The following is a 25,274-nucleotide window of genomic DNA, read 5'->3' as shown; positions in this document are numbered from 1 at the left end:
AACGCGTTCACGCCTTACGGCGCGTCCTGTCCGATGTCGCCGGTCTCCGCGGGGACGGGCTTGTTCTTCGAGCCGAAGGCCGTGAACACGGCATCGTAGATGCGGACGAGCCAGGTTTCCGCCTCCTTGGCGCGCGCCTCGGCGCGGCGGGCGCGGTCCTCCGCTTGGCTCAGCAGGACCTGGTTCGAGGCGAGCGTCTTTTGAAGCTGCCGCACCTCGTCCTCAGCTTGGCTGATGACACTTCGGAGCTGGTTCTCGAGATCGACGGCGCGCTCTTCGCTGATCCGGATCGCTTCGGCGGCCTCCTGCACGAGGTCGATCGCGGAGACCCAGTCGCGCTGCGGCGGCGAGGCCGTGCCCCCGTCGGATGCGGTGTCGGAGGTGACTGGCGAGAAATTAATGATCTTGTCTCCCGGTCGCGTCACGTTGGCCTGCCAAGCCCGCATGAGAATGGAATTGCCGGAGGAAGGGGCGGCGTCTTTCACGGCCTGTTCTGACATTCAAGCATCCTTCCAGGTCTTCTTTGCCAAGTTTTCTCTACGAAGTCTTCTTTTCCGAGGGACGGCGAATTAGGCCGACTTGCCCGTGGAGCTGAACGGCCGAACGTTGCTCACCTCGTCGGCCGAGGCATGCGCAGTGTCTTCGTCGAGCTCGTCGTTCACCTGCTCCCGCCACGGGCGGCCCGAGCGTTTCAGGGCATCGTGCTGCTTCTGCAGCGTGACCCGGCTTTCGCGCGCGATATCGAGGGCACCTTGCAGCAACGCGCGCTCCGAGCGCTCGTTCTGCAATTCCTCCATCAATCTGCGGTTCGAGGCTTCGAGATCGGCGCGGGCAGCTTCGTGCCGGTGGGTCAGGTGCTCGATGCGATCGTTCAGAACCGCGTTGCGGTTCGTCGTCTGCTCGATCGCCGCATCCTTGGCCGCGAGAGCCTTGTTGAGCATGTCGCAACGGCTGTCGAGTTCGCCGCGAATGCGCTGGATTTCCAGGAACCGCTCGGTCTGGCGCGATAGGTCGGCTTGCAGGGCTTCGAGGCGGCGTTCCAGCGTGCTCCGCGCGATGGTCGCTTCCTTGAAATTGCGATCGACCGAACGGAATTCCTCGTCCTTGTCCCGCAACTGGTTGCGGGCCTGCACCAGCAACTGTTCCGTCGAGGTCGCCCGATTCAGGGCGGCTTCGAGTTTCATCGCGAGGCTGGCGCGGTCGTTTCGGAGCGCGGACAGCTCCGTTTCGTGCTGCGCTTCGTTCCGCTCCCTTACGGAGATTTCCGTCGCGAGTTGGGTCTCGACGATGCGCAGGCGCTGCCGGTCGGCTTCGGCGGTGGTCGTCAGGTCGCGATGGCGGGCATCCAGATCCGCGAGCTGTGTCGCCTGCTCCTCGCTCAGAAGCTGGAGACGGCGTCCCTCGACCTCCAGCAGGCTGTTCCGCTCGCGGACGTTGTTCAGCTCGTGCTCGGAACGCGCCAGGGCGCTGTCGGCGGCCTGCGCTTCCTGCCGCAGCGCCCGGCTCTCGCTCGTCAGCGCCTTGTTCTGCTCGACCTCGGAAAAGAGCTGGCGCTCCAGGTTCTCGATGGCCGACACCTTGTCGCGCAGATCGATCTGATGCGCCTCGACCGCCGCATCGCGCTCGCGCAAGCTTTCCAGGGTTCGCTTCGCATGGACCTGGGAATCCGCCAGCTCGCTGTTCATCCGCGACAGCTTCGTGGAGAGATCGGCCACCTCGTCGCGCAGGTTGCCGTTGGCGCTGACCTCCTGAGTCAGCGTGTTCTCAAGCTCGGCGATTCGCACGCTGGCCTTGGACAGCTCGCTGCTGATGCTCGCCAGCGGTTGCAGGATCAGCACGAAATCGTCTTGGAGGCTTCGCAGGTCGTCCAGGCGGTCGACCATCGCGTCGATGCGCTGCCGGACGACCTCGTCCCGTTGACCGATGGCGTCGAGGTTCGTCGGAGCGGGCTCGGGCGCCGACCGGGCGCGTCTCCCGCCCTCCATCAGGTCGGGGACGACCGCCTTCGGCAGTCGCGGTGTGGGGGCCGACTCCGGGGTGCGCGACCGTTGCTCCGCGTCCCGGTCGCGTGAGGCGGATGACGTCGGCAGCACGTTTCGGAACGGCATCCAAGCCATCGCAGTGTGTTTTCCCATGACGACACGGCGAGTTTGCGTGCTTACTGCTTTTTTAACAGATTTGTCACGCAACGCGAGTCGCGAGTCCCGTTGGCAACAGGGTTCTTCCCGATCCGATGCGGATCAGTCTTTTGACAACTAAATCGTGATTACGGAATATTTTATAGTATATACTGTTTCTATTGCTGCGCTTTTATCGATAATGTAATGATTTTGTAAGACTTGCCTCTCGCGGCGTCGGGTGGCTGTTGCAATGGATCGTAATGGCCGCCCGGTTGCACGCAGTTCTGTGGCCGGGGATGCGTTGGCAAAGAATGCGTCGACAAAGAATGCTTCGGCCTGGGGCGTCGCGATACGCGCGGAATTCGCTCAACGCGGAGAGTGTCCTGCGATTGCAGCCGTAGGCCGTTTCCGGTTCGGGCCCATCCGCTCGCCAACGGAAGCCGCGTCACGTCGGCGCGGAGGCTGCTCCGGGCCATACCCTCATGAGGGCGGCGGTCAGGCGGCGCTCGGCCCTGTTTCCAGTGTGTTCCCGTCGCGGGTGCGGATGTCCATCGCATTTCCGCGCCAGACGATGGCGGTGCGGGCCCAGGCGCTCGCCCAGATCGCCGGCAGAAGGGCGTCGCGGACGAGGAGGGCGGCGAGCATCCGCGGCGAACGGTGCCAGCCGGCGCGCGCGGCCAGCGCGATTTCCGCCCCGTACCAGAGGGCGCCGGCGCCGACGAGCCAGAGCGTGGCCTCGACGCTTCCGGCCACGAGACCCGTCAGCACCAGCGGCAGCAGGGCGCCGATGCCGATCTCGGGGGCGAAGAAGAGCGGGAAGGTGACCCGCCGCAGCCGCGCCCAGCGCACCTGCCGCGACCAGACCTCCGACAGGGCGCGGTGCCCGAGCGGCTGCTGGAACGGCGAGGCGACGAGATGCACCCGCTTGCCCGCCGCGCGCACGAGCTTGGTCGCGGCGGCGTCCTCCGCGATCTCGGCGTTCAGGGCGCGGATGCCGCCCTGCGCTTCGAGGAAGGGCTTGTTCCAGAGCATGCTCTTGCCCTGCGCGAAGCCGAGGCCCAGCGCCTCGCCCGCATATTGCCAGCGGGCCTGCAGGGTGTTGAGGAAGGCGCATTCCACTTCGGCGAAGAAGTTCTCCGGACGTGCGCCGATCGGCGTCGAGCAGACGAGGCCGCTGCTCGTCCGCCACGCCGCCTGCATCTGCTGGATGTAGTCGGGCGGCATCAGGACGTTGGAATCGGCGAGGATCACCCAGTCGTGCCGGGCGGCATCCCAGCCGCGCACGCAGTTGTTGAGCTTCGGGTTGCCGCCGATGCGTTCGTCGCCGAGGATCAGCTCCGACGGGATCTGCGGATGTGCCGCCCGCATCCGCTCCAGCAGTGGCAGGATCGGGTCGCCGGCCTCCGCCACGCAGAAGATCAGCTCGTAGACCGGATAATCGAGCCGGAAGCTCGCGAGCAGCGTCTCCTCGCTGAACGCTTCCAGGCCGCGCAGGGGCCGCACCACCGAGACGGGGGCGCCCGCGGGGAAGGCGGACGGCTTGCTCTCGTCGTGGTTCTTGTCTCGACCCCGGTCGTGGCCCTTGCGTCCGATGCGCAGGGCTGCCACCGCGAGGCTCGCAAGGTTGACGGTGACGAGAACCGCGCAGAGCGCAAGGGCGGCGAGCGCGCCGCTCTCCGGCAGTGCGATCATGCGCGGCGTCTCCCGTCGAGGGTGTCTTCGGGCGCGACGGCGCGTCCCATCACGCCCCTAGCAGCGCCGCCTTATCAGGCGTGTGACACTTCAGACGCCGTCCCGGGCCGCTCCTTTGATCCCGATCGTGTTCCACCCGGCCTACGAGGCCGAACTGCCGGACGGCCATCGCTTTCCGATGCGCAAATACGGCCGGCTCGCCGAAATTCTGCGCGCCCGCGGCCTCGTGCCGGACGGCTTCGTCACGCCGGAACCCGCCGACGCGGCAATGCTATCGGGGGCGCACGATCCGGCCTATGTCGCGGCGGTGCTCGCCGCGCAGGTGCCGCGGGTGATCGAGCGGGCGATCGGCCTGCCCGTGACGGAGGCCGTCGCCGCCCGCGCCTGCGCCTCGGCCGGGGGGACGCTGCGCGCCGCGCGCCTGGCACTCAGCCACGGGCTCGCCGGCAGCACGGCCGGCGGTAGCCACCACGCGCGGCGGGCCGGCGGTGCGGGATTCTGCGTGTTCAACGACGTGGCGGTGGCCGCCCTCGCCCTGAGACGCGAGGGCGCGATCACCCGGGCGCTGATCGTCGATCTCGACGTGCATCAGGGCGACGGCACCGCCGATTGTCTCGCCCGCGAGCCCGACCTGTTCACGCTCTCGATCCACTGCGAGCGCAACTATCCGCACGACAAGGTGCCGGGCGACCTCGATATCGGCCTGCCCGACGGGCTCGACGATGCGGAATACCGCGCGGTGCTGGAGGCGCGCCTGCCCGCGCTGGTCCAGAACTTCGCGCCGGACCTGATCTTCTACAATGCCGGTGTCGATCCGCATCGCGACGACCGGCTCGGACGCCTCTGCCTCACCGATGCGGGATTGCTCGCCCGCGATCGATACGTGGTCGGCCTCGCGCGGGCGCAGCGGATTCCGCTCTGCGCCGTGATCGGCGGCGGCTATGGCAGCGATGTCGACGCCCTGGCCGCGCGCCACGCCCTCGTCTTCGAGGCGATGGCCGGAGCCTGAGGAACGCCGGTCCGCGCGGCCGGTTTACCCAGCCACGGAGGCGATGCGACAGGAAGAGACGATGCCGGACGATGCGTTCGACCTGAACCGCTTCGTGGAAGCACAGGACGGCCTCTACGAGGGCGCGCTCGCGGAATTGCGGAACGGGCGCAAGCAGAGCCACTGGATGTGGTTCATCTTCCCCCAGATCGCCGGGCTCGGCTCCAGCGCGATGGCCCGGCGCTACGCGATCCGCTCGCTGGCCGAGGCGCAGGCCTATCTCGCCCATCCGCTGCTCGGCGAACGGCTGCGGACCTGCACGCGGGCCGCGAATGCCTGGGAGGGCCGCTCGGCCCACGCCCTGTTCGGCGCGCCCGACGACGTGAAGTTCCGTTCCTCCATGACGCTGTTCGCGCGGGCCGATCCGGCCGATCCGGGCTTCGCCCGTGCGCTCGCGTCATTCTTCGAGGGACGGCCCGACCCGCTGACCTTGGAAAAGCTGGAACAGTGTTGAGCCGACGCCGTCGCCCGGCCGCCTTGCGGCTTCGAACAGACGTCAAAGCCGCAATTGAGTTCTAACCCGATTTCTCCGGATCACCCATTAGTATAGAATTATTACAAAAAGTTGAATGTTCTGATGATTGGTTGTTGACGATACATTGCGTGTAAACATAGATGTTTCAAGACCGCCGATCGAAGATCAAATATTAGTCCGTTCTCTGAGTGTTCGGAGATTGGTCGGACATGAGGCATTATGATGAAGCGCGCGCTCGTCTTAGCCAATGGCCCGCGCATCCAATACCGAGTCTTGCGATGCGCGGGCGAATGCTTCGATGAAGTCTACGTCCTGGGTGCAAACGATGCATATCTCCTGAAGCGTTCGCGTTTTTGTGAAAAATATATCGATTTTACGGGAGATTTTGCCAATATCCGGCAATCGGATCTTGCCGATATTCGCCGGCTCTGTGCCGTCCACAAGATCGATATGGTGCTTCCGAGTTGCAGCCGGACGACGCGTCTTCTGGCGGCCCATGGGGCCGAGTTCGGGGCGCCGTACTATCCCGTGCCGGATCAGGAAACCTTCGACGCGCTCGACGACAAGTGGCGCTTCGCCGGCGTCTGCGCCGACCTCGGGCTTCCCGTCCCGCTGACGCGGCGGTTCGAGACGATGGCGGATCTGCGCCGCGACCCGGACTGTGGCCGCCTCGAATTCCCCCTGATCCTGAAGCCGGCGGCCATGTCGGGCGGCTACGGCGTGCGGCGGATCGATTCCGCCGACGCGCTTCCCGAGCATCTCAGTTACACACCGATCATCTGTCAGGCTTACGTGCCGGGCGAGGAGTTGAGTGCGTTCTATCTCTGTGAAGCCGGGACGATCTTCGCGTCGTTCTCCTATCGCCGGACCCTGACCAAGCTGGAGGAAATCCGCGTTCCGGCCATCGATGCGCATGCGAGCAGGCTCGTCGCGCATTTCCGCTACGACGGGGTGATCGGGTTCGACGTCCGGCGCCGGCCCGATGGCGAGATCGCCTTCATCGAGTGCAACCCGCGCTTCTGGTACCACATGGAGGTGGCGATGCTGGCGGGCCTGAACTTCGTCACCCTCGGCTGCCGCCTGCGTGAGGGGGAGGGCGGCCCCGCGGATTCCGACACGCTCAAGATCCGGTCGCCGCGGCGCCTGTGCGGAAACCTGCTCACGCCCTGGCGCCTGAACCGCGCCGAACGGGCCTATCTCCGCTACATCGTCCGCGATCCGGCGATCTCCGGCTGGGCGGCGTTCCAGAGCGCGATCGGCCGCTACCGTCTCGCCGGCGGGCAGCTCCTGTGAGGCGCGCACCGTCGCGCCGGATAGTGGCGCCGCTTCCGGCCCGTTCGCGACGGACCGGGGCCGGTCGGCGCATCGGGATATCCCCCTCAAGAGCGCGTGCTTTAAGCGCGGCTTTGTCGTCGTTCTCAACCGCCAGAGATGTGACGACGTCGTGAGCCGGCCCGCGGATGCAGGGTCGGCGGAGCGACGAGACCGATGAGAGGGGCCGTCCATGGATTCGAGCGGCGACTTCGCGAGCCTGCCTCCGGCCGAGCCCGCGCCCCCGTCCTTGGTGCCCGATGCGGTCTCGCACCGGCCGGCCTTTTCCGTCGAAGTCGCGACCGCGCCGCGCTTTCGCGCCCTCGCCGCGGAATGGCGCCGGCTGGTCCGGCGCTGCGCCGAGCCGAACGTGTTCATGGAGCCCGCCGTCGCCGGCGCGATGTATACCGCGACCGAGACGCCGCTGCATATTCTCCTCGCCTGGTCCCGACGCGGCGGGGAAGAGGCCGAGCTGATCGGTGTCTGGCTCCTCGTGATCGGCCGGCCCTCGTCGCGCCTGCCGATCCGGACGCTCGAAGCCCCGTGCAATTCGCTGACCTTTCTCGGCTCGCCGGTGCTCGATCGCGACCATGCGGTCGAGGCCCTGTCGGCGATGCTCGATGCGGTTGCCGAGAATTCCACCCTGCCGAAGCTGATCTGCGCCAACCAGATCGCGATGGACGGGGCGGTCTTCGCCGCCCTCGTCGGTGCGGCCAGCCGGCGCGGCTTCCGAATTGTCGAGATCGAGCGCCGGCAGCGCGCCCGGCGCGATGCGCCGGTCGCAGGACAGGCTGCGCCGGCCCTTCCCGGCTCCACGAAGCGGCGTGCCGAGTTGCGGCGGCATCGCAAGCGGCTCGCGGAGCAGGGCGAGTTGCGTCACGTCAGCTCTCGCAAGCCGGAGGAGGTCAGCGCGGCCTTCCAGGAATTCCTCGATCTGGAGGCGGCCGGCTGGAAGGGCCGCAAGAGTCGGCGCGGACGGGCGATCCGCAACGCGCCGCCGCTCTGCGCCTTCGCCCAGACGATGATCGTGGGGTTGGCGCGGGACGGCTGCGCCGGCATCGAGACCCTGCGCCTCGACGGCCGGGCCATCGCGATGAACATCTGGCTGCGATCCGGCCGCACGGCCTTCGGCTGGAAGATGGCGTATGACGAGGCTTATGCGAAATGGGGGCCCGGCTCGCTGCTGATGGAGGCGACGACCGAGACGGCGTTCGCGGACGGGACCATCGACACCATCGATTCCTGCAACCGCGACACCTCGGCGGCGCTGGCGCAGATCTGGCCGGACCGCCGCGAGATCGCGGATCTCCTGATCGACGTCTCCCCCGGCGGCTCCTTGCGCGGCCGGTTGACGGCCCTGTCGGAGACGCTGTTCCGGCACGGTCGCGGCGTTGCCCGCCGCACCTACAAGACCCACGTCAAGCCGGTCTATCTGCGGGCCCTGGCCCGGCTGACCCCGAAGCCGCGATCCGGAGCGGGGCAGCAGGGGAAGACGGACGGTTAGAGCATCGTCCCGAAAGGTGGTGGCCGGCTTTCGGAAAAAGGACGATGCTTCAGGAGGTCCGATCCTGCCGGATCAGGGTGCGGCCGGCTTCTCCGTGCCGGCGCGATCAACCCGCGCCTCCGGCCGGCTGTCGGTCGAGGCGAAGTAGGGCTTGATGTCGAGCAGGGGCGTGCCGTCGATGCAGTCGAGCCCGCGCACGCGGACGGTGCCGTCGGCGATGTCGAGCCGCTCGACCACGGATAGGGCGATGGGGTTCGGTCGCGCCGGCGAGCGGAGCGAGAAGGTGCCGCGGCTGCCCGGCGCGTGGCGCGGCTGCTGGCGCACGAGGTCGCGGGCGGCCCGGTCCATCCAGTAGAGCACGATCAGGTGGGTGGCGCCCTCCAGGTTCTGGAGCGCGGGCCGATAGGCGGCATCGACTTCGAGGGTGCAGACCGCGTCCGTCTGCGTGCCGTTCTTCGGGCACTCGCCTCGGTCTTTCCACGGCGTGCGCACCCGGCCGATGAAGTAGAGGCCCGCATCGTAGTCGGCGGGCAGCGGGATCGCCTCCTCGCCGGGGCGCCGCTCGACATCCTCGTTCATTCGCTCTCGCTTCCCCGTTTGGCGACGCATGCCTTGTCGCCCCGGTGTGCCGCCGCCGCAAGGTGGGCAGGTGCCTTGCAAGGCAAGCCTCTTGCGCGTCTCGCCGCCAAGTGCGGTGTAGACGTCTTGGGGTCAGCGGGGAGGGCACATGGTCATCGACGAGTTGCGGCCGATGGAGGCTGTTGCCGACGCAGAGACAGCCGTGGACCGGCTCGAGGCGCTGCACGCGGGCGCGACCCAGGCGCTCCAGACGGCCCTGGCGCGCTACCTCGAACACCGCATCGCCCCGGACGCGACCGAACGGCTCCAATTTCGCTACCCTGAGCTGCGCCTGACCTACCAGCCCGCGGGGCCGCTGCCGCGGCTCAACCGGGCCACCGCCAAGTTCCAGGCGCCCGGCCTCTACGCCACCACGGTGACGCAGCCCGGCTATTTCCGCGCCTATCTCTTGGAGCAGTTGCGGCCGCTCGTGCGCGATTACGGCGCCAGCATCGAGGTCGGCCTGTCGGGCCAGGAGATTCCCTATCCCTACATCGTCGAGCCCGGCACCGATCTCGGCGGCAGCGGCGTCAGCACGAGCGATCTCGCCACCCTGTTCCCGACGCCGCTCCTCTCGGTGGTGGGCGATGAGGTCGCCGATGGCCTGTGGCTGGAGAATGCCGGCGATCCGCGCCCGCTCGCTTTGTTCGACGGGGTGCGCACCGATTACTCCCTGCGCCGGCTGGTGCACTATACCGGCTCGGACTGGCGCGAGATCCAGCCCTGGATCCTGCTGACCAATTATCACCGCTACGTCGATGGCTTCGTCCGCCACGGGTTGGAGCGTCTGGCGGCGGGGGAGGGGGAGCGGCTGGTGCTGCCCGGCGGGATCGTCGTGGAGCAGGCCGAGGCCGCCTCGGCCGACCCGGCGGCGCTGATCGCCGCCTCGCCCTGGCACAAGTACCAGATGCCGGCCTACCACCTCGTCGGCCGCGGGCCGGACGGGGCGCCCCAGGGCACGACGCTGGTCAATATCGGTGTCGGCCCCTCCAACGCGAAGACCATCACCGACCATCTCGCGGTGCTGCGTCCGCATTGCTGGCTGATGGTCGGGCATTGCGGCGGCTTGCGCCAGTCGCAGACCATCGGCGACTACGTGCTTGCCCACGGATACCTGCGCCGCGACCGCATCCTCGACGACCTCGTCCCGCCCGAAATCCCGGTGCCGGCTTTGGCCGAGGTGCAGATCGCCCTGCAAGCGGCGGCGGCGGCCGTCACCGGGGAGCGGGCGGACGCGCTCAAGCAGCGCCTGCGCACCGGCACCGTGGTGACGTACGACGACCGCAACTGGGAGCTTCGCTTCAGCCAGGAGCGGCGGCGCATCAACCTCTCGCGGGCGATCGCGGTGGACATGGAGAGCGGCACCATCGCCGCGCAGGGCTATCGCCTGCGGGTGCCCTACGGCACGCTGCTCTGCGTCTCCGACAAGCCGCTGCACGGCGAGATCAAGCTGCCGGGCGCGGCCAACGCCTTCTACGAGCGGGCGGTGGCCGAGCATCTCAAGATCGGACTCGCCACCCTCGACACCCTGCGCGCTGACCGGGCCGGCCTGCACTCGCGCAAGCTTCGCAGTTTCGACGAGCCGCCGTTCCGGTAGGGGGCTGCCCTGCGGGGGTGTCCGGCGTTTCGAAAGGGCAAGCCCTTTCGCGGGTCCAGGGCGAAGTCTTGATTGAAGGGAGGCCGGGCCAACGCCCCGGCGCCCCGCCAAAGGGATGATCTTTCTCGGAAGCCCGGTGCGAGCCTATGCCGCCCGCACCGTGGCGAGGAACTGCGAGACCTGGGCGCGCAGGGCCTCGGACTGGTGCGACAGTTCGCTGGCGGCGCCGAGCACTTGGCTGGCCGCCGCGCCCGTCTCCTCGGCCGCGCCCGCCACGCCCGCGATGTTGCCCGTCACCTCCGAGGTACCGGTCGAGGCCTGGGCGACGTTGCGGACGATCTCCTGCGTCGCCGCGCCCTGCTGCTCCACCGCCGCGGCGATGGCGGTCGCCGTCGTGTCGATGTCGCGGATGCGGCCGGCGATGTCGCCGATCGCCGCGACCGCCTGACCGGTCACGCCCTGGATCTGCCCGATCTGCGCCGAGATCTCCCCGGTCGCCCGGGCGGTCTGGTTGGCGAGTTCCTTGACCTCGGCGGCGACCACCGCGAAGCCGCGGCCGGCCTCGCCCGCACGGGCCGCCTCGATGGTGGCGTTGAGCGCGAGCAGGTTGGTCTGGCCGGCGATGGAGGAGATCAGGCCGACCACGTCGCCGATGCGGCCGACCGCGGCGTTGAGTTCCTGCACGAGATGGGCGGTCCGGTCCGATTGGGTGACGGCGGCCTGCGCCAGCTGGGTGGAGCCCGCGACCTGCCGGCCGATCTCGGCGACCGAACTACCGAGTTCCTCGGCGGCGGAGGCCACGGTGTTGACGTTGGTCGCGGCCTCTTCCGCCGCGGCGGCGACGGTGGTCGCCTGGGTCGCGGTCTCGGTGGCCGTCGCGGTCATGGTCGAGGCGGTCGCCTGCAGCTCGGTCGCCGAGGAGGAGACCATGCCGACGATGCCGCCGACCGCCGTCTCGAAGCGGTCGGCCAGTTCGATCATCGTACGCCGGCGCTCGACGGCCGCCGCCTCGTCGGCGATGCGGCGCATCTCGGTTTCCTCGGCGGCCTTGCGCGCGACCATCGCCTTGATGCGCTCGACGGCGCGGCCGACCTCGCCGATCTCGTCCCCGCGCGCCGCCTCCGCGATGCTGGCGTCGATGTCGCCCTCCGACATCCGCCGCAGCACCGCCACGAGACGGTCGAGCGGGCGGGTGATGCCGAACACGGCGATGCTGCCCGCGAGCGCGATGGCGACGAGCAGGGCGAGCCCGGAGCCGACCATGAGCGTGGTGATCGCGCGGTTCGCCTCTTCGGCGGCGGCCTGCTTCTTGCCCTGCATCTGTTGGCCGATCTCGACGACGCGGGCCTGCACCTGATCGTTCAGCTTCTCCCGGATCGGTGCGGAATCCTCGCGCACGATCTTCATCGCCGCTTCGGTGTCGTTGACGAGGCCGAGCTCGGTCGAGCGGCGGAGATGGTGGAAGAAGGTCTCCGCCGTCTGCCGCATCTGCCGGTTGGCGGCCAGGTGTTCCGGCGTATCGGGGAGGCTGGAGAGCCGGTCGAACGCCGCGTAGGCCGCCACCGCGGCGGCCTCCTGACGCGCCTTGTGCCGCGTCATCACCTCGGGGCGGGTCTCGATGATGGTGGTGCGGTTGTGAATGGCAGCCTCGTTGAGGCTGGATGCGGCCGTCAGGATGCTTTCCTGCCGCACGGCCTCCACGTCGATGACCTGCTGCGTCTGCTCGGCGACGCTGTTCAGAGCATTGCGCGCGTAGGCGATGACGCCGACGGTCGAACTCGCCATTAGGGCCAGGGGCACGGCGACCTTCACGAGGATCCCGGCATTGTCGATCAGTTTCATCACGCTCGTCCCACGGATATGTCTTGGACGAGAGTGCTGTCGGCGACACCTTAACTGTGTGTTGCCGGGTCTAAACTCTGCGCATTTGTTATGACACGCTCATATCACGATGTCGTGATCAGCATAGGGCCCACAAGTAATTTCGTTATTTGCAGACAGGCGCGGAACGATTCGGATTTCGCGCTGTTGCCGCGATCCGGCCGTGTCCGGGGAGATCCCGTCCAACGCCTTCGGGCTTGCCCTCCGGGACGATGCTTTAGGCTCTTGTTTTCGCATCATCTTCTTTCCGAAAGCCGGCAACCACCTTTCGGGACGCTGCTTTAGCGCTCGCGCTGCCACAGCCCGGCGCGCTCGGCGCGCGCTTGATCCTCGGCTTCAACGAGATCGCTCGGCGCGTCCTCGGCAGCCCGCGCCCCACCCGCCGTTACGATCAGCGAGGCGAGGTCGTCGCCGTCCAGGCGGCAGCGCGAGGAGACCGGATCGCCGGAGCAGACGATCTCCCGGCGGCGCAGATAGCGTGCGAGTTGGCGGGCCAGCGCGCCGCCCTCGCCGACGACGCCGAGCAGCCGCACCTTGCGTCCGCGGATCGCCAGGGTGCCGGTATCGACCACTTCGGGGACGCCCCGCACCTCGCCCGCAACGGTGGCGGCCGGTGCCGGCGCGACTGCGCTGGCCGGCACCGGCTCGGCGCGAGCCGCGGACGGCGCCGGGCGCTTGCGTCCCTTCAGCACCTTCTGCGCCCGTTCCACGAAGTCGTGGAAGACCCGGGCCGGGATGTCGCCGCCGGTGACCTTGTTCATCGGCGTGTTGTCGTCGTTGCCGACCCAGACGCCGACGATCATGTCCGGGGTCAGCCCGACGAACCATGCATCGCGATAATCCTGGCTGGTGCCGGTCTTGCCGCCGACCGCGAGGCCGTTGACCCGTGCGGCCTTGCCGGTTCCGGACTCCACCACCGCCTGAAGCGAGTCGAGCATCATCGACTGAACCTGCGCGTCCATCGCCGCACCGGGCTTCGGCGCGGGGCGCTGGTAGAGGGGCTGCGGGGTGTTTCCGCGGATCGTACGGACGAGATAGGGCTCCACCGGCATGCCGGGGCCGAGCACGCCGGCATAGGCGCGGGTCATCTCGAGGAGCGAGACGTCGGCCGAGCCGAGGGCGAGGCTCGGCACCTCCGGCAGATCCGACTGCACGCCGAGGCGGCGCGCCTCGGCGATGATCGCGGGCAGGCCGACATCCTCGCCGAGCTGGGCGGCGATGGTGTTGATCGAGAGCGCGAAGGCCGAGCGCAGCGGCAGCGCGCCGCGGAAGCGGTTGTTGGAGTTCTGCGGCTCCCACTCGCCGATCTGGGTCGGGCGGTCCACGAGCACGCTGTCGGGGAAGAAGCCCTTGCCGTAGGCGGCCAGATACACGAACAGCTTGAACAGCGAGCCCGCCTGCCGCTTGGCTTGGGTCGCGCGATTGAACTGGCTGTCCTCGTAGTCCCGGCCCCCCACCATGGCGAGGATCGCCCCGTCGGGCGCCATCGCCACGAGCGCGCCCTGGCCGACCTTCTTCTTTCCGCCCTCGCCGTCGAGGCGGCGGGCGAGCACGCCTTCGGCGAGGCTCTGGAGGTCGAGGTTGAGGGTCGAGCGCACGGTGACGTCGCCGGCGGCCTCGGTCAGCCGCTTCACGTCGCCCGACACCGCGTCGAGGAAGTAGTTGGTGCCCGGCGGCGTCTCGGGCGGCGTGTGCAGGGTGAGCTTTTCCGCCCGCGCCTTGTCGGCCTCAGGTTGGCTGATCGCGCCGGTCTCGACCATGGCCTGCAGCACGAGGTCGGCCCGCTCCTTGGCGCCGCCGAAATTGCGGGTCGGGGCGAGCTGCGAGGGTGCGCGCACGAGGCCGGCCAGCATCGCCGCCTCCGGCAGGGTCAGACCGGCGGCCCCGTGTCCGAAGTAACGCCGCGCCGCCGCATCCGCCCCGTAGGCGCCGGCGCCGAAATAGGCGGTGTTGAGATAGCCGACGAGGATCTCCGGCTTCGTCAGCGTGCTCTCTAGGCGCAGCGCCAGGAAGGCCTCCTGGATCTTGCGCTTGAGCGTCTTCTCCTGGGTGAGCGAGGTGAGCCGGGCATACTGCTGGGTGATGGTCGAGCCGCCCTCGCGCACGCCGCCGCCGGTCGCGTTGCGCCAGACGGCGCGGGCCATGCCGCGCAGGTCGATGCCCCAGTGGCTGTAGAAGCGCCGGTCCTCGATCGCCACGATCGCCTGGGCAAGGCGGGGCGGCAAGGTTTTCTCGGTCAGCCGCTCGCCCTGGAACGCGCCGCGGGTGGCGAAGGCACGCCCGCTCTCGGCCTCGACCACGAGGGCGCGCTGGTTCGCCTCCGGCGCCACCCCGCCGAGCGGCGGCAGGGCGGCGAAGGCGACAAAGACGTATCCGGCCAGGATCACCAGCGGCAGGCCGATCACGACGGCCAATCCGATCACCCAGGGCCGACGGCGGCGGGGAGCGCGAGCGGCGGGATCGTCGACGGGATCGCTCTGTGTGTCCGGCTGATCGACCCGGGCCGCGACGGGCGCCGCCGGTGCGGTGCGCGGCGCGGTCGAGCGAAGGCGGTCCGCGGTGCGAGCGAAGACCGGTCTGGCCCCGTTGGCTGCCCCCTTGGCCGCATCCCTGGCGGCGGCGGTTCCGCTGCGCCAAGCGCTGCGTCCCGCGCTCCCGGCAAGGCGGCCGAGCTGGCGCGCGAGCAAAGCGGCTGCCCGCGCGGCTTCGCGCGCTGCGGCCCGCGTCTCGGTCCCGTCCTCGCCCGGCCTGTCCGGTCCCTGCGCCGTCATTGCGAACCGTTCGCCGCCTGCCGGAAATCACACATCATGGGGCGGACCTTAGCGGAGCGGGGGCCGGCAAGGCTACGCGCCAGAAGGGGGGGCGCGAAGAAGGGAGCCGATGGGTGGCCCCGGCGACACGCTCGGTCACCGCTCCCCCCGCTGCCGTCGTGTGATCCGGCCTGCCGCCGGGGTCGAAAGCCGATCGGCTTGATCGGGCTGAGGGCTGGTGAGGGTGGAAAGCGGGCGCTCGTCCCCCGCCCTGGAGCGGACGTTCCGCCTCCGACCCACCGACGCTGGCTTCTACCTCCAAAGCAGACATAGGCTCGAGACAAATCACTCGGAGGGCATCAGCGCGGCCTTCGGCGCCGAAGGACGAGCCGTCCCGCTTTTGCGAGCGGAAATCGCACGCATGATCAGCCGCGTTATAGGGTCCAGTGAGATCCTAGAGGTTCTGCGGGCTCCGTAAATTTACTGACGCGCCGATTTATCTTGATAACTAGCTGCTATTCCGTGGCCCACATTGGATAAGACGCCAGTATGCTAAGCGCTCCGCCATAAGTATCAGGCGCATATAGGCTTGAGTGTGCGTTTTTAAGCAGAAATTGCATAAAATATCTGCAACGCGTCTTTGAAAATTCAATCAATTATTAACTATCTAAGTGATAAATTCAGACTAGCGCACTCTAGCTGGTATTCGTTAATAGCATGTGGATCTCAGGTATTTCAATACGCGCAAAACTTATCTTATCCTACGCTAGCGTGCTTCTATTTGTACTCGCAGTCGGCGCCGTGGGGTGGAATGGCATTTCTTCGCTCAGTGCATCAATTTCCAATATTGGTCGGAACGCTCTACCAAGTGTAGCGACCGCTGCTTCTCTGCGGGCAGCTGCGATCGATGTGCGCGTTAGCGTCGTAAATCATATCCTCTACCCTGATGTAGAGAAGATGACTTATGAGGAAGGCGCGCTCAAGCAAAAGATTGCAACAGTCGATAAATTCCGCACAGCATATGAGCTGCTTATTATTTTGCCAGGCGAAAGGGAACTATTTGAAAAATTTCAATCGAACTGGAAAACTTTTCTCGATAAATTGCCGAATGTAATAATATTTTCGCGCAATGGCGACAAAGCAAATGCCTTGAAAGAAAATCTCACAATCCTCCGTCCGAGCATCAAGTCCGCGGCTGATGCTCTCGACGCTATCGTTTCTCTGAACGAGACCGCCGCAGATGCTGCCGTTGTCGCCAGCGAGCAATCTGTGAAGAAGGCGAATACTTTGATGGGCATGATGAGCGCGATGGCCGTTGCGCTAACGCTACTAGTAACAGCCCTCATCATACGCAGCATCACACAAGGGATCGGCGCCATCGTGCGTCCAATGCAGGCGTTAGCTTCGGGCGACTTAACCGTGACGGTTCCCTATCAAAATCAGGGTACTGAGATCGGCACTATCGCCGATGCCGTACAGGTGTTCAAAGACGGTCTCGTTCGAATGAAGGTTTTGGAAGAAGATTCTGCGCAGGCCCGCCTTGATGCCGAGCAACAGCGAAAGCGCGCAATGCGGGAGATGGCCGATGGGTTCGAAGCGGCAGTAGGCGGCGTCATCGGCATGGTGTCGTCCTCGGCCACCGAACTGCAGGCGACCGCGCAACAGATGACCTCGACGGCGGGCGAGACCGCCAGCCAGTCCACGGCTGTCGCCGCGGCGGCCGAGGAGGCCGCCTCTAACGTCAACACCGTCGCCGCGGCAGCCGAAGAACTCGGCTCGTCGGTGCAGGAGATCGGCCGCCAAGTCGATGGCTCTGCCGATCTGGCCCGTCAGGCCGTCGCCGAGGCCGATGAGGCCGGCGCGCTGGTGCAGCAACTCAGCACCGCCGTCTCCCAGATCGGCGATGTCGTCGGGCTGATCTCGACCATCGCCGGGCAGACGAACCTGCTGGCGCTGAACGCCACGATCGAGGCGGCGCGGGCGGGGGTGGCGGGCAAGGGTTTTGCCGTCGTCGCCGCCGAAGTGAAGGCTTTGGCCGAGCAGACCGCCAAAGCGACGAACGAGATCTCCGGGCAGATTCTCAAGATACAGGCGTCGACCGGGCAGGCGGTGGCCTCAATCGGCGGGATCACCGGGCGCATCCGCGAGATCAGCGCGGTGTCGACCTCGATTGCGGCGGCGGTGGAGCAGCAGGGCGCCGCCACACAGGAGATCGTGCGCAATGTTGCCCAGGCGGCGGCCGGAACGGGCGAGGTAACCGGCAACATCGCTGGCGTCGCCGGGGCCGCCGAGGAGACGGGCGCCGCCGCGACCCAGGTGCTGGGAGCAGCCTCGGAACTGTCGCGCCAGTCGGAGCACTTGCAGAGCGAGGTTGGGCGCTTCCTTGCCACCGTGCGAGCGGCCTGACACGATGCCGTGAACGTCCGCTTCCGCCACCTGTTCGAGCGGAAGCGGACGGGCAGAAAACCACCCGACCCGGACGTCGGCCATCCTCCACCAAGCCGCCACGAGGCGGACCTTCCGAGGGTCCGTGACGGGTCGAAACCGGCCCTGCATAGAATGGCGCTGATCGAGGTTTGACCCGCGTTCTGCAGAACCCGGAACACGGACTATGATCCCGGCCCGCTTTCCCGGATCCACGACCGTGACCTCCCCTCCGCATCTCCGCCGGCCCTCTCCCTGGATCGCGCTCGCCTGCGGCGCGGTCATCGTGACCATCGCCCTGGGACTCCGCCAGGGGTTCGGCCTGTTCATGCGGCCGGTCGAGTTGGATCTCGGCGTCGGGCGGGAGAGCTTCGGCCTCGCCATGGCCGTGCAGAACCTCATCTTCGGGCTCGCCCAGCCTTTCGTCGGGGCGCTGGCGGACCGGTACGGGCCCGGACGCGTCGCCGCGGGCGGTGGCCTTCTCTACGCCCTCGGCCTCGCGCTGGCGGCCTTCGTGTCCTCTTCCCTCGGCCTCACCGTCACGCTCGGCGTCCTGCTTGGGCTGGCCATGACCGGCGTCACCTTCGTCGTCGTGCTCGGCGCGGTCGTGCCGATGATGCCGGCCGGACGCCGGGGCGCGGCCGCGGGGATCGTCACGGCGGGTGGCTCGGTCGGGCAGTTCCTGCTCGTGCCGGCCACCCAGATCGCGATGGACGGCCTCGGTTGGCGCGGGGCGCTGCTGGCCGGTGCGGGGCTGGCCGCCCTGATGGTGCCGCTCGCCCTCGGCATCGCCCGGACGGCTGCCGCCGGTTCGGTGCGGAGCGCCGCCACCGCCGACGCGATCCCGCTCGGCGCCGCCCTGCGGCAGGCGGCCGGCCATCGCGGCTACTGGCTTCTCAATGCCGGTTTCTTCGTCTGCGGCTTCCACATCGCCTTCGTCTCGACCCACCTGCCGGCCGTGTTGAGCGATGCCGGCCTCGATCCGGGGATCGGGGCCCGCGCGCTGGCCCTGATCGGCCTGTTCAACATCCTCGGCTCCTACGCTTTCGGCGTCGCCGCGGACCGGCTGCGCAAGAAATACGTGTTGTCGTGGATCTACTTCGCCCGCGCGGCGGTGATGGCTTTGTTCGTCGTCCTGCCCTTCACCCCGCTCACCGCGACGCTGTTTGCCTGCGCCATCGGCTTCCTCTGGCTCGGCACCGTCCCGCTGACGAGCGGCCTCGTCGGGCAGATCTTCGGCGTGCGCTATCTCTCGACCCTGTTCGGCATCGTCTTCATGAGCCATCAGGTCGGCGCCTTCTTCGGCGCGTGGGGTGCGGGCTTCATCTTCGCCCGGACCGGTTCCTACGATGCGGCCTGGACCCTCTCCATCGGCATCGCGCTTCTGGCCGGTCTCCTCAACCTGCCGATCCGCGACGTTCCCCTGGTGCCGCGGGCGAGGCCGGCATGAGCGTTCGGGACGAACTCGTCGTCCTCGCTCTTCTCGGTGCGCTGACCCTGGCCGGCGCGCTCCTGTGGGCCCGCGAGGGGGTAGGGCTCTGGCTGCGCGCCGCCTTCCCCCTCTGCTTCTGAGCCGCCCCCCGCCTCACCGCGCGATGGCGCGGATGAAATAGACGAGCGCCGTGAAGGCGAGAAGGCTCAGGCCGTAGAGGGCGGCGAACCAGAGGATGCGACGGGCGCTCAATGGTAGCTCGCCGCGTTCGGGTTCTCCTCGATCTTTCCCCGGAAGACCCAGTAGGCGTAGGCCGTGTAGGCCAGCGTCAGCGGCATCACCACCGCGTAGCCGACGAGGGCGAATTGCAGCGCCGAGGTCGCGTTGGCCGCCTGCCAGATCGTGAGCTTGGGCGGCACGATGTACGGAAACAGGCTGATCGCGAGCCCGAGGAAGCCGAGCAGGAACAGGGCGATCGAGAGAAGGAAAGGCGCGACATGGCGCCCGTCGTCGATCGCCTTCCAGATCCGCCAGCAGACGAAGGCGGTGAGCAGCGGCACGGGTGCCACGAACAGCACGTTCGGCCAGGAGAACCAGCGCCACTGGATATGCAGGCCGAGGAACGGCACCCAGGCGCTGACGACCGCCATCGAGAGGACGGTGCCGATCAGGAACTGCCGGGCCTTGATCCGTGACCAGATCTCCAGCTCGCCCGAGGTCTTCATCACACACCACGTCGCGCCCAGCAGCCCGTAGCCGCAGACGAGGCCGATGCCGGTCATGACGCTGAAGGGCGTGAGCCAGTCGAGCGTACCGCCGGAGAAGCCCCTTCCCTCGGTCTGGAAGCCCTGGACGAAGGCGCCGAGCACCATGCCCTGCGCGAAGGTGGCGATCAGCGAGCCGTAGTGGAAGGCATTGTCCCACACCACCTGCGACCGCTCGGCCTTGAAGCGGAACTCGAAGGCGACGCCGCGGAAGATCAGCGCGATCAGCATCAGGATGATCGGCAGGTAGAGCGCCGGCAGCAGGATCGCGTAGGCGACCGAGAAGACCGCGAACAGGCCGCCGCCGCCGAGCACGAGCCAGGTCTCGTTGCCGTCCCAGATCGGCGCCACCGAGAGCATCATCCGATCACGCCAGTTGCCGGGCCGCGCGGCGGTGAAGAGGATGCCGACGCCGAGGTCGAACCCGTCGATGACGACGTACATCGCCACCGCGAGCGCCAGCAGGCCGGCCCAGACCAGCGGCAGCCAGAAGGCCAAGCCCTCGTATTCGCTTCCGAAGCCGAACATCCCTGCACCCTCCCGGTCGATGGCACCGGTGCGCGACACGAGCACCGCCTGAGTCTCGGTCGCAAAACGCCCGCCGTGCCCAGCGGGGAGACGCGCGGCGATCGGGCGTTTTGCGAGGCACTCTCTTCAGGCCAGAACCGCGCTCAGTGTGAAGTTGCTCCCCGCCAGGGCGGTTGTCGATCGCTGGCGGACAGGGTGTCGGCGGACGGGTGGGGCGGCGCGATCCCTCCGCCGACATGGCGGAGGAGGGCATCCGCCCCGGCCCGCGCCATGTCCTCACGCGCCTCGGGCGGGAGGGCGTTCACGGCCTCCACGAGTGCGCCGATGCCGCCCGTGGTCAGGCGATCCATGACATCGCCCGTCGCGATCCCCGTCCCGGCGGCGTGCGGCCGGGACGGATCGGGGCCGCCCTGGCGTTGAAGCGCGAGATAGGAGAGGGCGCCGATCACGAGGGCGGCGCGCAGAAAAAACGACATCGTTCCGGTTCCAGAGGGCACTGCATCGCCGGCGCGGCCGACAAAGGTCGATCGCCCGATCCTGCCATCCTCGCGCCTCCGCCGGATGAACCGGAAGAGTCGAAAGCGCCGACGTGGTGAACGAAGCGTTTTTCTTGACGCCGCGCCCCTCCCGGCCCCCTGTTTACCCTCTGTGGAGCGTCGGTCCGGCCTGGCCCGGGCCTTGTGAAAAGCGGGGATCGGCGCCGCCTCCGGGGCCGGTCGTCGCCGCACTCGGCGGCAAGTGAGCGACCCTTTTCATCCTCGCTTAAACCGCCTCTGCGACGGTTTCCTCGAGATCGTAACGAGCAGTCGAGGGGCGCAAGACACCCGTGTTCCGGGTCAAGGCTTGCGTTGTGCGTGGTGGTGTTGCGTAAAGACGGTACCCTTGCCTCCCTCTTCGATTCCCGCCTGGCCGGGCTGGTCCATGCCTCCGCGCTGGCTGAGCCGGGCGTGCGCTTCCGCCATGAGCGGTTCCTCATTTCGCGGCTCGCCACCGGCGCCGTGATGATGGCGGGCCTGCCGCCCTACCTCGTCTGGCGCGGCGTCCCGAGCGGCCTCGAGGCGATCGCCATCGCGAGCCTGTTCCTGCCGCTGCTGGCTGCCGTCGTCCTGTCGCGCACCGGCTCGCTCTGGGTCGCGCATGCCCTGTCCTCGCTCGGCCTGACCGGCATCGTCGTCTGCCTGGCCGCCCTCACCGGCGGCGCGAGTTCGGCCGCGGCCATCTGGCTCGTGGCGGTGCCGCTGGAGGCGATGATCTCCGGCTCGCGCCGGGCGACGATCGCGGCGTCCGTCATCGCCGTCATCGGCGCCTTCGCGATCGCGCTGAGCGGTTACCTGCCGGTCGGCGCCCTCGCGCTCGCTTGGCCCAACGCGATCGTCATGCCGGTCTTTGCCGTGACCGCCATCGGCCACATCGCGGCGCAGGCGATGGAGCACATGCGCCGCGAGGGCGAGTGGCGCGCCCGAATGCAGGACAACGAGGCCCGCGACCGCTTGCTGCTCTCGGCCATCGACGACCTCGTGACTTGGCACGACGCCAACGGCCGCGTGCTGGAGGCGAGCGGCTCGGCCGCCCGCTTCGTCGGCGCCGAGGCGAGCCGCCTGCGCGGCCACGGCCTGCTCGACCGGGTGCATATCGGCGACCGCCCGGCCCTGCTCCAGGCGATCAGCGACGTCGCCGCCCACGGCGCGCCGGCCACCGTGCCGTTCCGCCTGCATCTCGATGCAGCCCGCGGCGACGGCAGCCGGACGATCTTCGCCGAGATGCGCGCCCACCGGATCGAGGCGGGGCTCGCGGGCGCCAACGGCTCGACCGTCGTCGCCGTGACCCGCGACGTGTCCGAGCATCGCCGCCACGCGCAGGAACTCGACCGCGCCCGTGCCGAGGCCGAGCGCGCCGACGAGGTGAAGACCCAGTTTCTCGCGACCGTCAGCCACGAGCTGCGTACGCCGCTCAACGCCATCATCGGCTTCTCGGACGTGCTGGGCGGCGAGGGCGCGGTGACCCTCTCGCCGGAGCGTTCCCGCGAATATGCCGGCATCATCGCCCAGTCGGGGCGCCACCTGCTCGACGTGGTGAACACGTTGCTCGACATCTCGCGCATCCGCGGCGGGCATTTCGACTTCCAGCCGGAGCCGGTCGATGTCGAGGCGCTGATCCGTGCCTGCTGCGACCTGATGCGGCTCAAGGCCGACGCCTCGGGCATCACCCTGACCAGCGCGCCCGTGCCGGCCGGTTGCGCCCTGGTGGCCGATGCCCGCGCCTGCCGCCAGATGCTCATCAACCTGCTCTCCAACGCCGTGAAATTCACGCCGCGCGGCGGGCGGGTGGAGGTGATGGTGCGCCGGGGCGGGGCTTATCTCGACATCGTGGTGAGCGACGACGGCATCGGCATCACCGAGGCCGACCTGCCGCGGCTCGGCGACCCCTTCTTCCAGGTCGGCGGCGGTTACGGCCGGAGCCACGAGGGCACCGGGCTCGGCCTCTCGGTGGTGCGCGGCCTCGCCGGGCTGCACGGCGGCGCTGTCTCCGTCGAGAGCGCCCCGGGCAAGGGCACTGCCGTCACCGTGACCCTGCCGCTCGATTGCAGCCGCGCCAAAACCGCCACGGCCGGTGCGCGCGACGGTTCCGGCAACGGTGCGAAGGGGGCCGCCGCGCAGGCCCAGCCGGCGCCGATCCGGACCTCGGTGCGGGTCGCGGCGATGCCGGAGCCGGCGCCCGAGCCGATCCGGCGGCCGGCCGGCCTGTTCGATCCCGCCCCGCTCTCCACCAATCCTCCGATGCGCCGCGCCGGATGAGCGGCCCGAACGCAACACCATTCCCACGTAAAGGAGCGAATTGATGCGCGAGCCGCCCGCCAGACGGGACCAGCGCGAGATCGTCGTCCCCGGTGACATGCGCGTCGCCCGAGGCCCGGCCAAATCCTCGCCGCGCCGCAAGCCGGCCCCGCGCAGGCCTGCCGCATCCGGCTGGAAGGCCGCTTTTCTCTCCGCCGCAACGGGAGCCGGGCAGGTCTGCCGGCGCTATCCCGGCGGCGTGTTCGGGACGTTCCTCGGGGTCGGCGCGGCGGCTTATGTCTGCGTCAACGCCATGGGCCTCCAGGCCGGGCCGCACCCGGCGCCGATCCTGCCGACCGTGGAGCCGAAGCCCGTGGCCGCGCGGCCCGCAGCCCCACCGGTCCGGGAGGTGCGTGCGGTGGAGACGCCGAAGCCCGCCCCCGTGCGCGAGGTGCCGGTGCCCGTCCGCGACAGCATCGCCGACATGATCCGATCCGGCGAGACGACGGCTTCCGTCACCCCCAGGGCCGAGCGCAAGCCCGCGTCCAAGCCCGCCGCGAATGAACCGAAGGTCGAGACGAAGGCGGATGCAGGCAAGTCCGAGGGGCCGAAGCCAGACCCGATCGTGATCCGGGCGCAGCGCGCCCTGACGAAGCTCGGCTACGGTCCGCTCAAGGATGACGGCCTGATGGGACCCGGCACGAAGGCGGCGATCGAGAAGTTCGAGCGCGACCGCAAGATGCCCGTGAAGGGCGAGGCGGCCGGACCGACCCTGCGCGCACTGACCCGCGAGATGACCGCCAAGGCGGGCGGGTAGGCGTACCTCACAAAACACCCGGTCTCTGACCGTTCTCGTTCCGGCGATGACAGTGCGGCGGGAGTTTTGTGAGAGACACGAAACCGCGCCGGTGCTCACGCCGCGCCATCGACGCGGCGGCCATCGGCGCCTATGAACCGGGCATGCCACGCCTTCGCTCGGATTTCTGGGTCTCCGCGCATCTGCGCCGTCTCAACGGCGAGAACATCCCCGCGGTGCAGCGCCGCCGCGGTTCGGCGGAGGCGGGGGCGATTTTCGTCAAGATCGACCGGCTCGACGGCACCGCCGATCTCTACGGCCCGGCGCCCCAGGCGCTGATCGAGGCGGATGATGACGGCGATCGCCGTTTCACGCCGATCCTCACCGCCGCCCCGTCGCCGGATGTCGAGGAACGCCTCGCGCGGGAGATCCGCTTCGATTCCGATCTCTGGATCGTCGAGATCGACGACCGCGAGGGCCGGCACGGCCTCCCGCTCGCGGAGTAGCCTCCAAAGGCGACGTCAGCTCGTCCGGCGCAGGCGCATCGGGAGCACCGTGCGCAGGCGCTCGGCCGTGGTGCTGCCGCGCTTGGCTTCGGGGCCGTGCAGCGGCTGGTGCTCGCCCGCGGCGCGCTCCATCACGGGCACGCCGAAGATCGCGCAGAGCAGATCGCGGGCGGTGGCCCGGCTGGTCTCGCGAAACAGCGTGACCAGGGAAAACACGCGATCGACCGAGCGTGCGACGCTGTCGTTGAGGGTGAGGAAGACGAAGACCGCTTCGCCCTCGCGCAGATCCGCGGCGCGCAGCGCGAGCGTCAGCAGGTCGTAGCGGGCGACCGGATCGACGGCGGCGCCGAGATAGTTCGGCGGCAGGCCGAGCCCGCGGCCGAGCGCCGTGATGAAGGCCTGTACGTCGCGGGCATGGGAATGCTCGACGAGGCTCGTCGCGAGCGCGCGGGGGGCCGGCGGGCAGGGGCGCAGGGCGGCGGTGGCCTCGACGGCCTGGGTGATCGCGCTGCGCTGCTCCGGACCGGCATAGAGCCAGAGCGGCGCGAGGTCGGCGGGGGGAATGTCGGGCCGGCCGAGCAGGATGTGGGCGAGATCCGCATCGGTCCGGGCGCGGGCGAGCAGGCGGTCCAGCACGCGGGTGCCGATCAGCGCGCCGGGATTCTCGGCGAGCGCCCGGTCGGCTTCCGCTTCCGTCTCGGGCTCGGGCGGCAGCGCGACGGGAAAGCCGCGGGCTTCGAGCGCGGCGCGCACGCCGGCCGGGACGTCGGGGCATCCTTTGAGCTTCTCGGCGACGACGCGCGCCGTTTCCTCGTCCACCGTCGGGATCAGACCCGCGGCGAGGGACTCGAACTCCCTGAGGATCGCCCGGTCATGGACCGGAGCGGCCAGGAACAGGTCGGTCTGCACCCGCAGAATCACGGGTTTCAGGTCCAGCGCGGGATCGCGCGAGAGCTCGATGAGGCCGGACAGGTCCGGCGCGCCGGCGACCGATGGGGGCATGGCACTCGATTACGCAGAACTTACTCTGACGATGAGTCAAACAGTTCTGCGT

The 25,274-nt window shown here is 68.6% G+C and carries 20 protein-coding genes; 11 read left to right on the top strand and 9 right to left on the bottom strand.

The genetic code is table 11. The features are described from left to right. Window positions 1-14: 14 nt before the first annotated feature. The 3 genes from Y590_RS02505 to Y590_RS02495 form a co-directional block, all read right to left on the bottom strand. Window positions 15-500, bottom strand: a complete 486-nt coding sequence (locus Y590_RS02505) for a hypothetical protein (RefSeq protein ID WP_060768501.1) — start codon at window positions 498-500, stop codon at window positions 15-17. Window positions 501-569: 69 nt separating this feature from the next. Further along, window positions 570-2,189 carry a chromosome partitioning protein ParA gene (locus Y590_RS02500; protein WP_286161839.1) on the bottom strand — a complete coding sequence of 540 codons (1,620 nt, stop codon included), beginning with the start codon at window positions 2,187-2,189 and terminating at the stop codon, window positions 570-572. A gap of 426 nt (window positions 2,190-2,615) precedes the next feature. Next, window positions 2,616-3,812, bottom strand: coding sequence for a ceramide glucosyltransferase (locus tag Y590_RS02495; RefSeq protein ID WP_060768499.1), 1,197 nt, complete (start codon window positions 3,810-3,812; stop codon window positions 2,616-2,618). Between the two features lie 115 nt (window positions 3,813-3,927). Here Y590_RS02495 and Y590_RS02490 point away from each other — a divergent pair, with 115 nt between their 5' ends. From Y590_RS02490 to Y590_RS02475, 4 genes are all read left to right on the top strand, one after another. After that, window positions 3,928-4,821, top strand: coding sequence for a histone deacetylase family protein (locus tag Y590_RS02490; protein ID WP_060768498.1), 894 nt, complete (start codon window positions 3,928-3,930; stop codon window positions 4,819-4,821). A 61-nt stretch (window positions 4,822-4,882) separates the two neighbouring features. Continuing rightward, window positions 4,883-5,314, top strand: a complete 432-nt coding sequence (locus tag Y590_RS02485) for a DUF1810 domain-containing protein (RefSeq protein ID WP_060768497.1) — start codon at window positions 4,883-4,885, stop codon at window positions 5,312-5,314. Between the two features lie 243 nt (window positions 5,315-5,557). Continuing rightward, window positions 5,558-6,628, top strand: a complete 1,071-nt coding sequence (locus Y590_RS02480) for an ATP-grasp domain-containing protein (protein ID WP_060772121.1) — start codon at window positions 5,558-5,560, stop codon at window positions 6,626-6,628. Window positions 6,629-6,839: 211 nt separating this feature from the next. Further along, on the top strand, window positions 6,840-8,150 hold the full coding sequence (locus Y590_RS02475) for a GNAT family N-acetyltransferase (RefSeq protein WP_060768496.1): 1,311 nt from the start codon (window positions 6,840-6,842) through the stop codon (window positions 8,148-8,150). Between the two features lie 72 nt (window positions 8,151-8,222). Here Y590_RS02475 and tsaA read toward each other — a convergent pair whose 3' ends face one another. Then, window positions 8,223-8,729 carry a tRNA (N6-threonylcarbamoyladenosine(37)-N6)-methyltransferase TrmO gene (tsaA, locus tag Y590_RS02470; protein ID WP_060768495.1) on the bottom strand — a complete coding sequence of 169 codons (507 nt, stop codon included), beginning with the start codon at window positions 8,727-8,729 and terminating at the stop codon, window positions 8,223-8,225. A gap of 148 nt (window positions 8,730-8,877) precedes the next feature. Between tsaA and Y590_RS02465 the strand changes: the two genes are divergently transcribed. Further along, entirely contained in the window at window positions 8,878-10,365 is a 1,488-nt protein-coding gene (locus tag Y590_RS02465) for an AMP nucleosidase (protein WP_060768494.1), read from the top strand. Window positions 10,366-10,509: 144 nt separating this feature from the next. Here Y590_RS02465 and Y590_RS02460 read toward each other — a convergent pair whose 3' ends face one another. Beyond that, window positions 10,510-12,207, bottom strand: coding sequence for a methyl-accepting chemotaxis protein (locus Y590_RS02460; protein ID WP_060768493.1), 1,698 nt, complete (start codon window positions 12,205-12,207; stop codon window positions 10,510-10,512). A 320-nt stretch (window positions 12,208-12,527) separates the two neighbouring features. Continuing rightward, window positions 12,528-15,017, bottom strand: a complete 2,490-nt coding sequence (locus Y590_RS02455) for a PBP1A family penicillin-binding protein (RefSeq protein WP_060768492.1) — start codon at window positions 15,015-15,017, stop codon at window positions 12,528-12,530. Window positions 15,018-15,713: 696 nt separating this feature from the next. Between Y590_RS02455 and Y590_RS02445 the strand changes: the two genes are divergently transcribed. From Y590_RS02445 to Y590_RS27175, 3 genes are all read left to right on the top strand, one after another. Further along, a complete protein-coding gene (locus Y590_RS02445) occupies window positions 15,714-17,402 on the top strand; it encodes a methyl-accepting chemotaxis protein (RefSeq protein ID WP_060768490.1) in 1,689 nt (562 codons plus the stop codon). Window positions 17,403-17,640: 238 nt separating this feature from the next. Further along, the gene (locus tag Y590_RS02440; RefSeq protein ID WP_060772120.1) at window positions 17,641-18,870 is read left to right on the top strand and encodes an MFS transporter; all 1,230 of its coding nucleotides are present in this window, start codon (window positions 17,641-17,643) and stop codon (window positions 18,868-18,870) included. Next, a complete protein-coding gene (locus tag Y590_RS27175) occupies window positions 18,867-18,992 on the top strand; it encodes a hypothetical protein (RefSeq protein ID WP_286161838.1) in 126 nt (41 codons plus the stop codon). Before Y590_RS02440 ends, Y590_RS27175 begins: the two co-directional genes overlap by 4 nt. A 108-nt stretch (window positions 18,993-19,100) precedes the next feature. Here the strand turns inward: Y590_RS27175 and cydB are convergent, their stop codons facing one another. Together cydB and Y590_RS02430 are read right to left on the bottom strand one after the other, a co-directional pair. Next, complete coding sequence (gene cydB, locus Y590_RS02435; protein ID WP_060772119.1) at window positions 19,101-20,144, bottom strand: cytochrome d ubiquinol oxidase subunit II; 1,044 nt, start codon at window positions 20,142-20,144, stop codon at window positions 19,101-19,103. Window positions 20,145-20,287: 143 nt separating this feature from the next. Further along, the gene (locus tag Y590_RS02430) at window positions 20,288-20,620 is read right to left on the bottom strand and encodes a hypothetical protein (RefSeq protein ID WP_060768489.1); all 333 of its coding nucleotides are present in this window, start codon (window positions 20,618-20,620) and stop codon (window positions 20,288-20,290) included. A 378-nt stretch (window positions 20,621-20,998) separates the two neighbouring features. On the opposite strand from Y590_RS02430, the gene Y590_RS02425 reads away from it, so the two are divergent. From Y590_RS02425 to Y590_RS02415, 3 genes are all read left to right on the top strand, one after another. Continuing rightward, a complete protein-coding gene (locus Y590_RS02425) occupies window positions 20,999-22,939 on the top strand; it encodes a PAS domain-containing sensor histidine kinase (protein WP_060768488.1) in 1,941 nt (646 codons plus the stop codon). Between the two features lie 43 nt (window positions 22,940-22,982). Then, window positions 22,983-23,735, top strand: coding sequence for a peptidoglycan-binding domain-containing protein (locus Y590_RS02420; RefSeq protein WP_060768487.1), 753 nt, complete (start codon window positions 22,983-22,985; stop codon window positions 23,733-23,735). 143 nt (window positions 23,736-23,878) lie between these two features. Next, the gene (locus Y590_RS02415; protein ID WP_060768486.1) at window positions 23,879-24,220 is read left to right on the top strand and encodes a DUF1491 family protein; all 342 of its coding nucleotides are present in this window, start codon (window positions 23,879-23,881) and stop codon (window positions 24,218-24,220) included. A gap of 15 nt (window positions 24,221-24,235) precedes the next feature. On the opposite strand, the gene Y590_RS02410 is transcribed toward Y590_RS02415, so the two are convergent. Further along, window positions 24,236-25,222, bottom strand: coding sequence for a DUF2336 domain-containing protein (locus tag Y590_RS02410; RefSeq protein WP_060768485.1), 987 nt, complete (start codon window positions 25,220-25,222; stop codon window positions 24,236-24,238). Window positions 25,223-25,274 lie beyond the last annotated feature (52 nt).

This window comes from Methylobacterium sp. AMS5, from assembly GCF_001542815.1.
Lineage (GTDB): Bacteria > Pseudomonadota > Alphaproteobacteria > Rhizobiales > Beijerinckiaceae > Methylobacterium.
Note: the sequence above shows the minus strand (reverse complement) of the source record. Positions and strands in the feature narration are given on the sequence as shown.

Coding starts and splice junctions, on each gene's coding strand:
- Y590_RS02505 (WP_060768501.1), bottom strand. CDS start 500: ATGTCAGAACAGGCCGTGAAAGACGCCGCCCCTTCCTCCGGCAATTCC.
- Y590_RS02495 (WP_060768499.1), bottom strand. CDS start 3,812: ATGATCGCACTGCCGGAGAGCGGCGCGCTCGCCGCCCTTGCGCTCTGC.
- Y590_RS02485 (WP_060768497.1), top strand. CDS start 4,883: ATGCCGGACGATGCGTTCGACCTGAACCGCTTCGTGGAAGCACAGGAC.
- Y590_RS02480 (WP_060772121.1), top strand. CDS start 5,558: ATGAAGCGCGCGCTCGTCTTAGCCAATGGCCCGCGCATCCAATACCGA.
- Y590_RS02475 (WP_060768496.1), top strand. CDS start 6,840: ATGGATTCGAGCGGCGACTTCGCGAGCCTGCCTCCGGCCGAGCCCGCG.
- tsaA (WP_060768495.1), bottom strand. CDS start 8,729: ATGAACGAGGATGTCGAGCGGCGCCCCGGCGAGGAGGCGATCCCGCTG.
- Y590_RS02465 (WP_060768494.1), top strand. CDS start 8,878: ATGGTCATCGACGAGTTGCGGCCGATGGAGGCTGTTGCCGACGCAGAG.
- Y590_RS02460 (WP_060768493.1), bottom strand. CDS start 12,207: ATGAAACTGATCGACAATGCCGGGATCCTCGTGAAGGTCGCCGTGCCC.
- Y590_RS02455 (WP_060768492.1), bottom strand. CDS start 15,017: ATGACGGCGCAGGGACCGGACAGGCCGGGCGAGGACGGGACCGAGACG.
- Y590_RS02445 (WP_060768490.1), top strand. CDS start 15,714: ATGTGGATCTCAGGTATTTCAATACGCGCAAAACTTATCTTATCCTAC.
- Y590_RS27175 (WP_286161838.1), top strand. CDS start 18,867: ATGAGCGTTCGGGACGAACTCGTCGTCCTCGCTCTTCTCGGTGCGCTG.
- cydB (WP_060772119.1), bottom strand. CDS start 20,144: ATGTTCGGCTTCGGAAGCGAATACGAGGGCTTGGCCTTCTGGCTGCCG.
- Y590_RS02430 (WP_060768489.1), bottom strand. CDS start 20,620: ATGTCGTTTTTTCTGCGCGCCGCCCTCGTGATCGGCGCCCTCTCCTAT.
- Y590_RS02420 (WP_060768487.1), top strand. CDS start 22,983: ATGCGCGAGCCGCCCGCCAGACGGGACCAGCGCGAGATCGTCGTCCCC.
- Y590_RS02415 (WP_060768486.1), top strand. CDS start 23,879: ATGCCACGCCTTCGCTCGGATTTCTGGGTCTCCGCGCATCTGCGCCGT.
- Y590_RS02410 (WP_060768485.1), bottom strand. CDS start 25,222: ATGCCCCCATCGGTCGCCGGCGCGCCGGACCTGTCCGGCCTCATCGAG.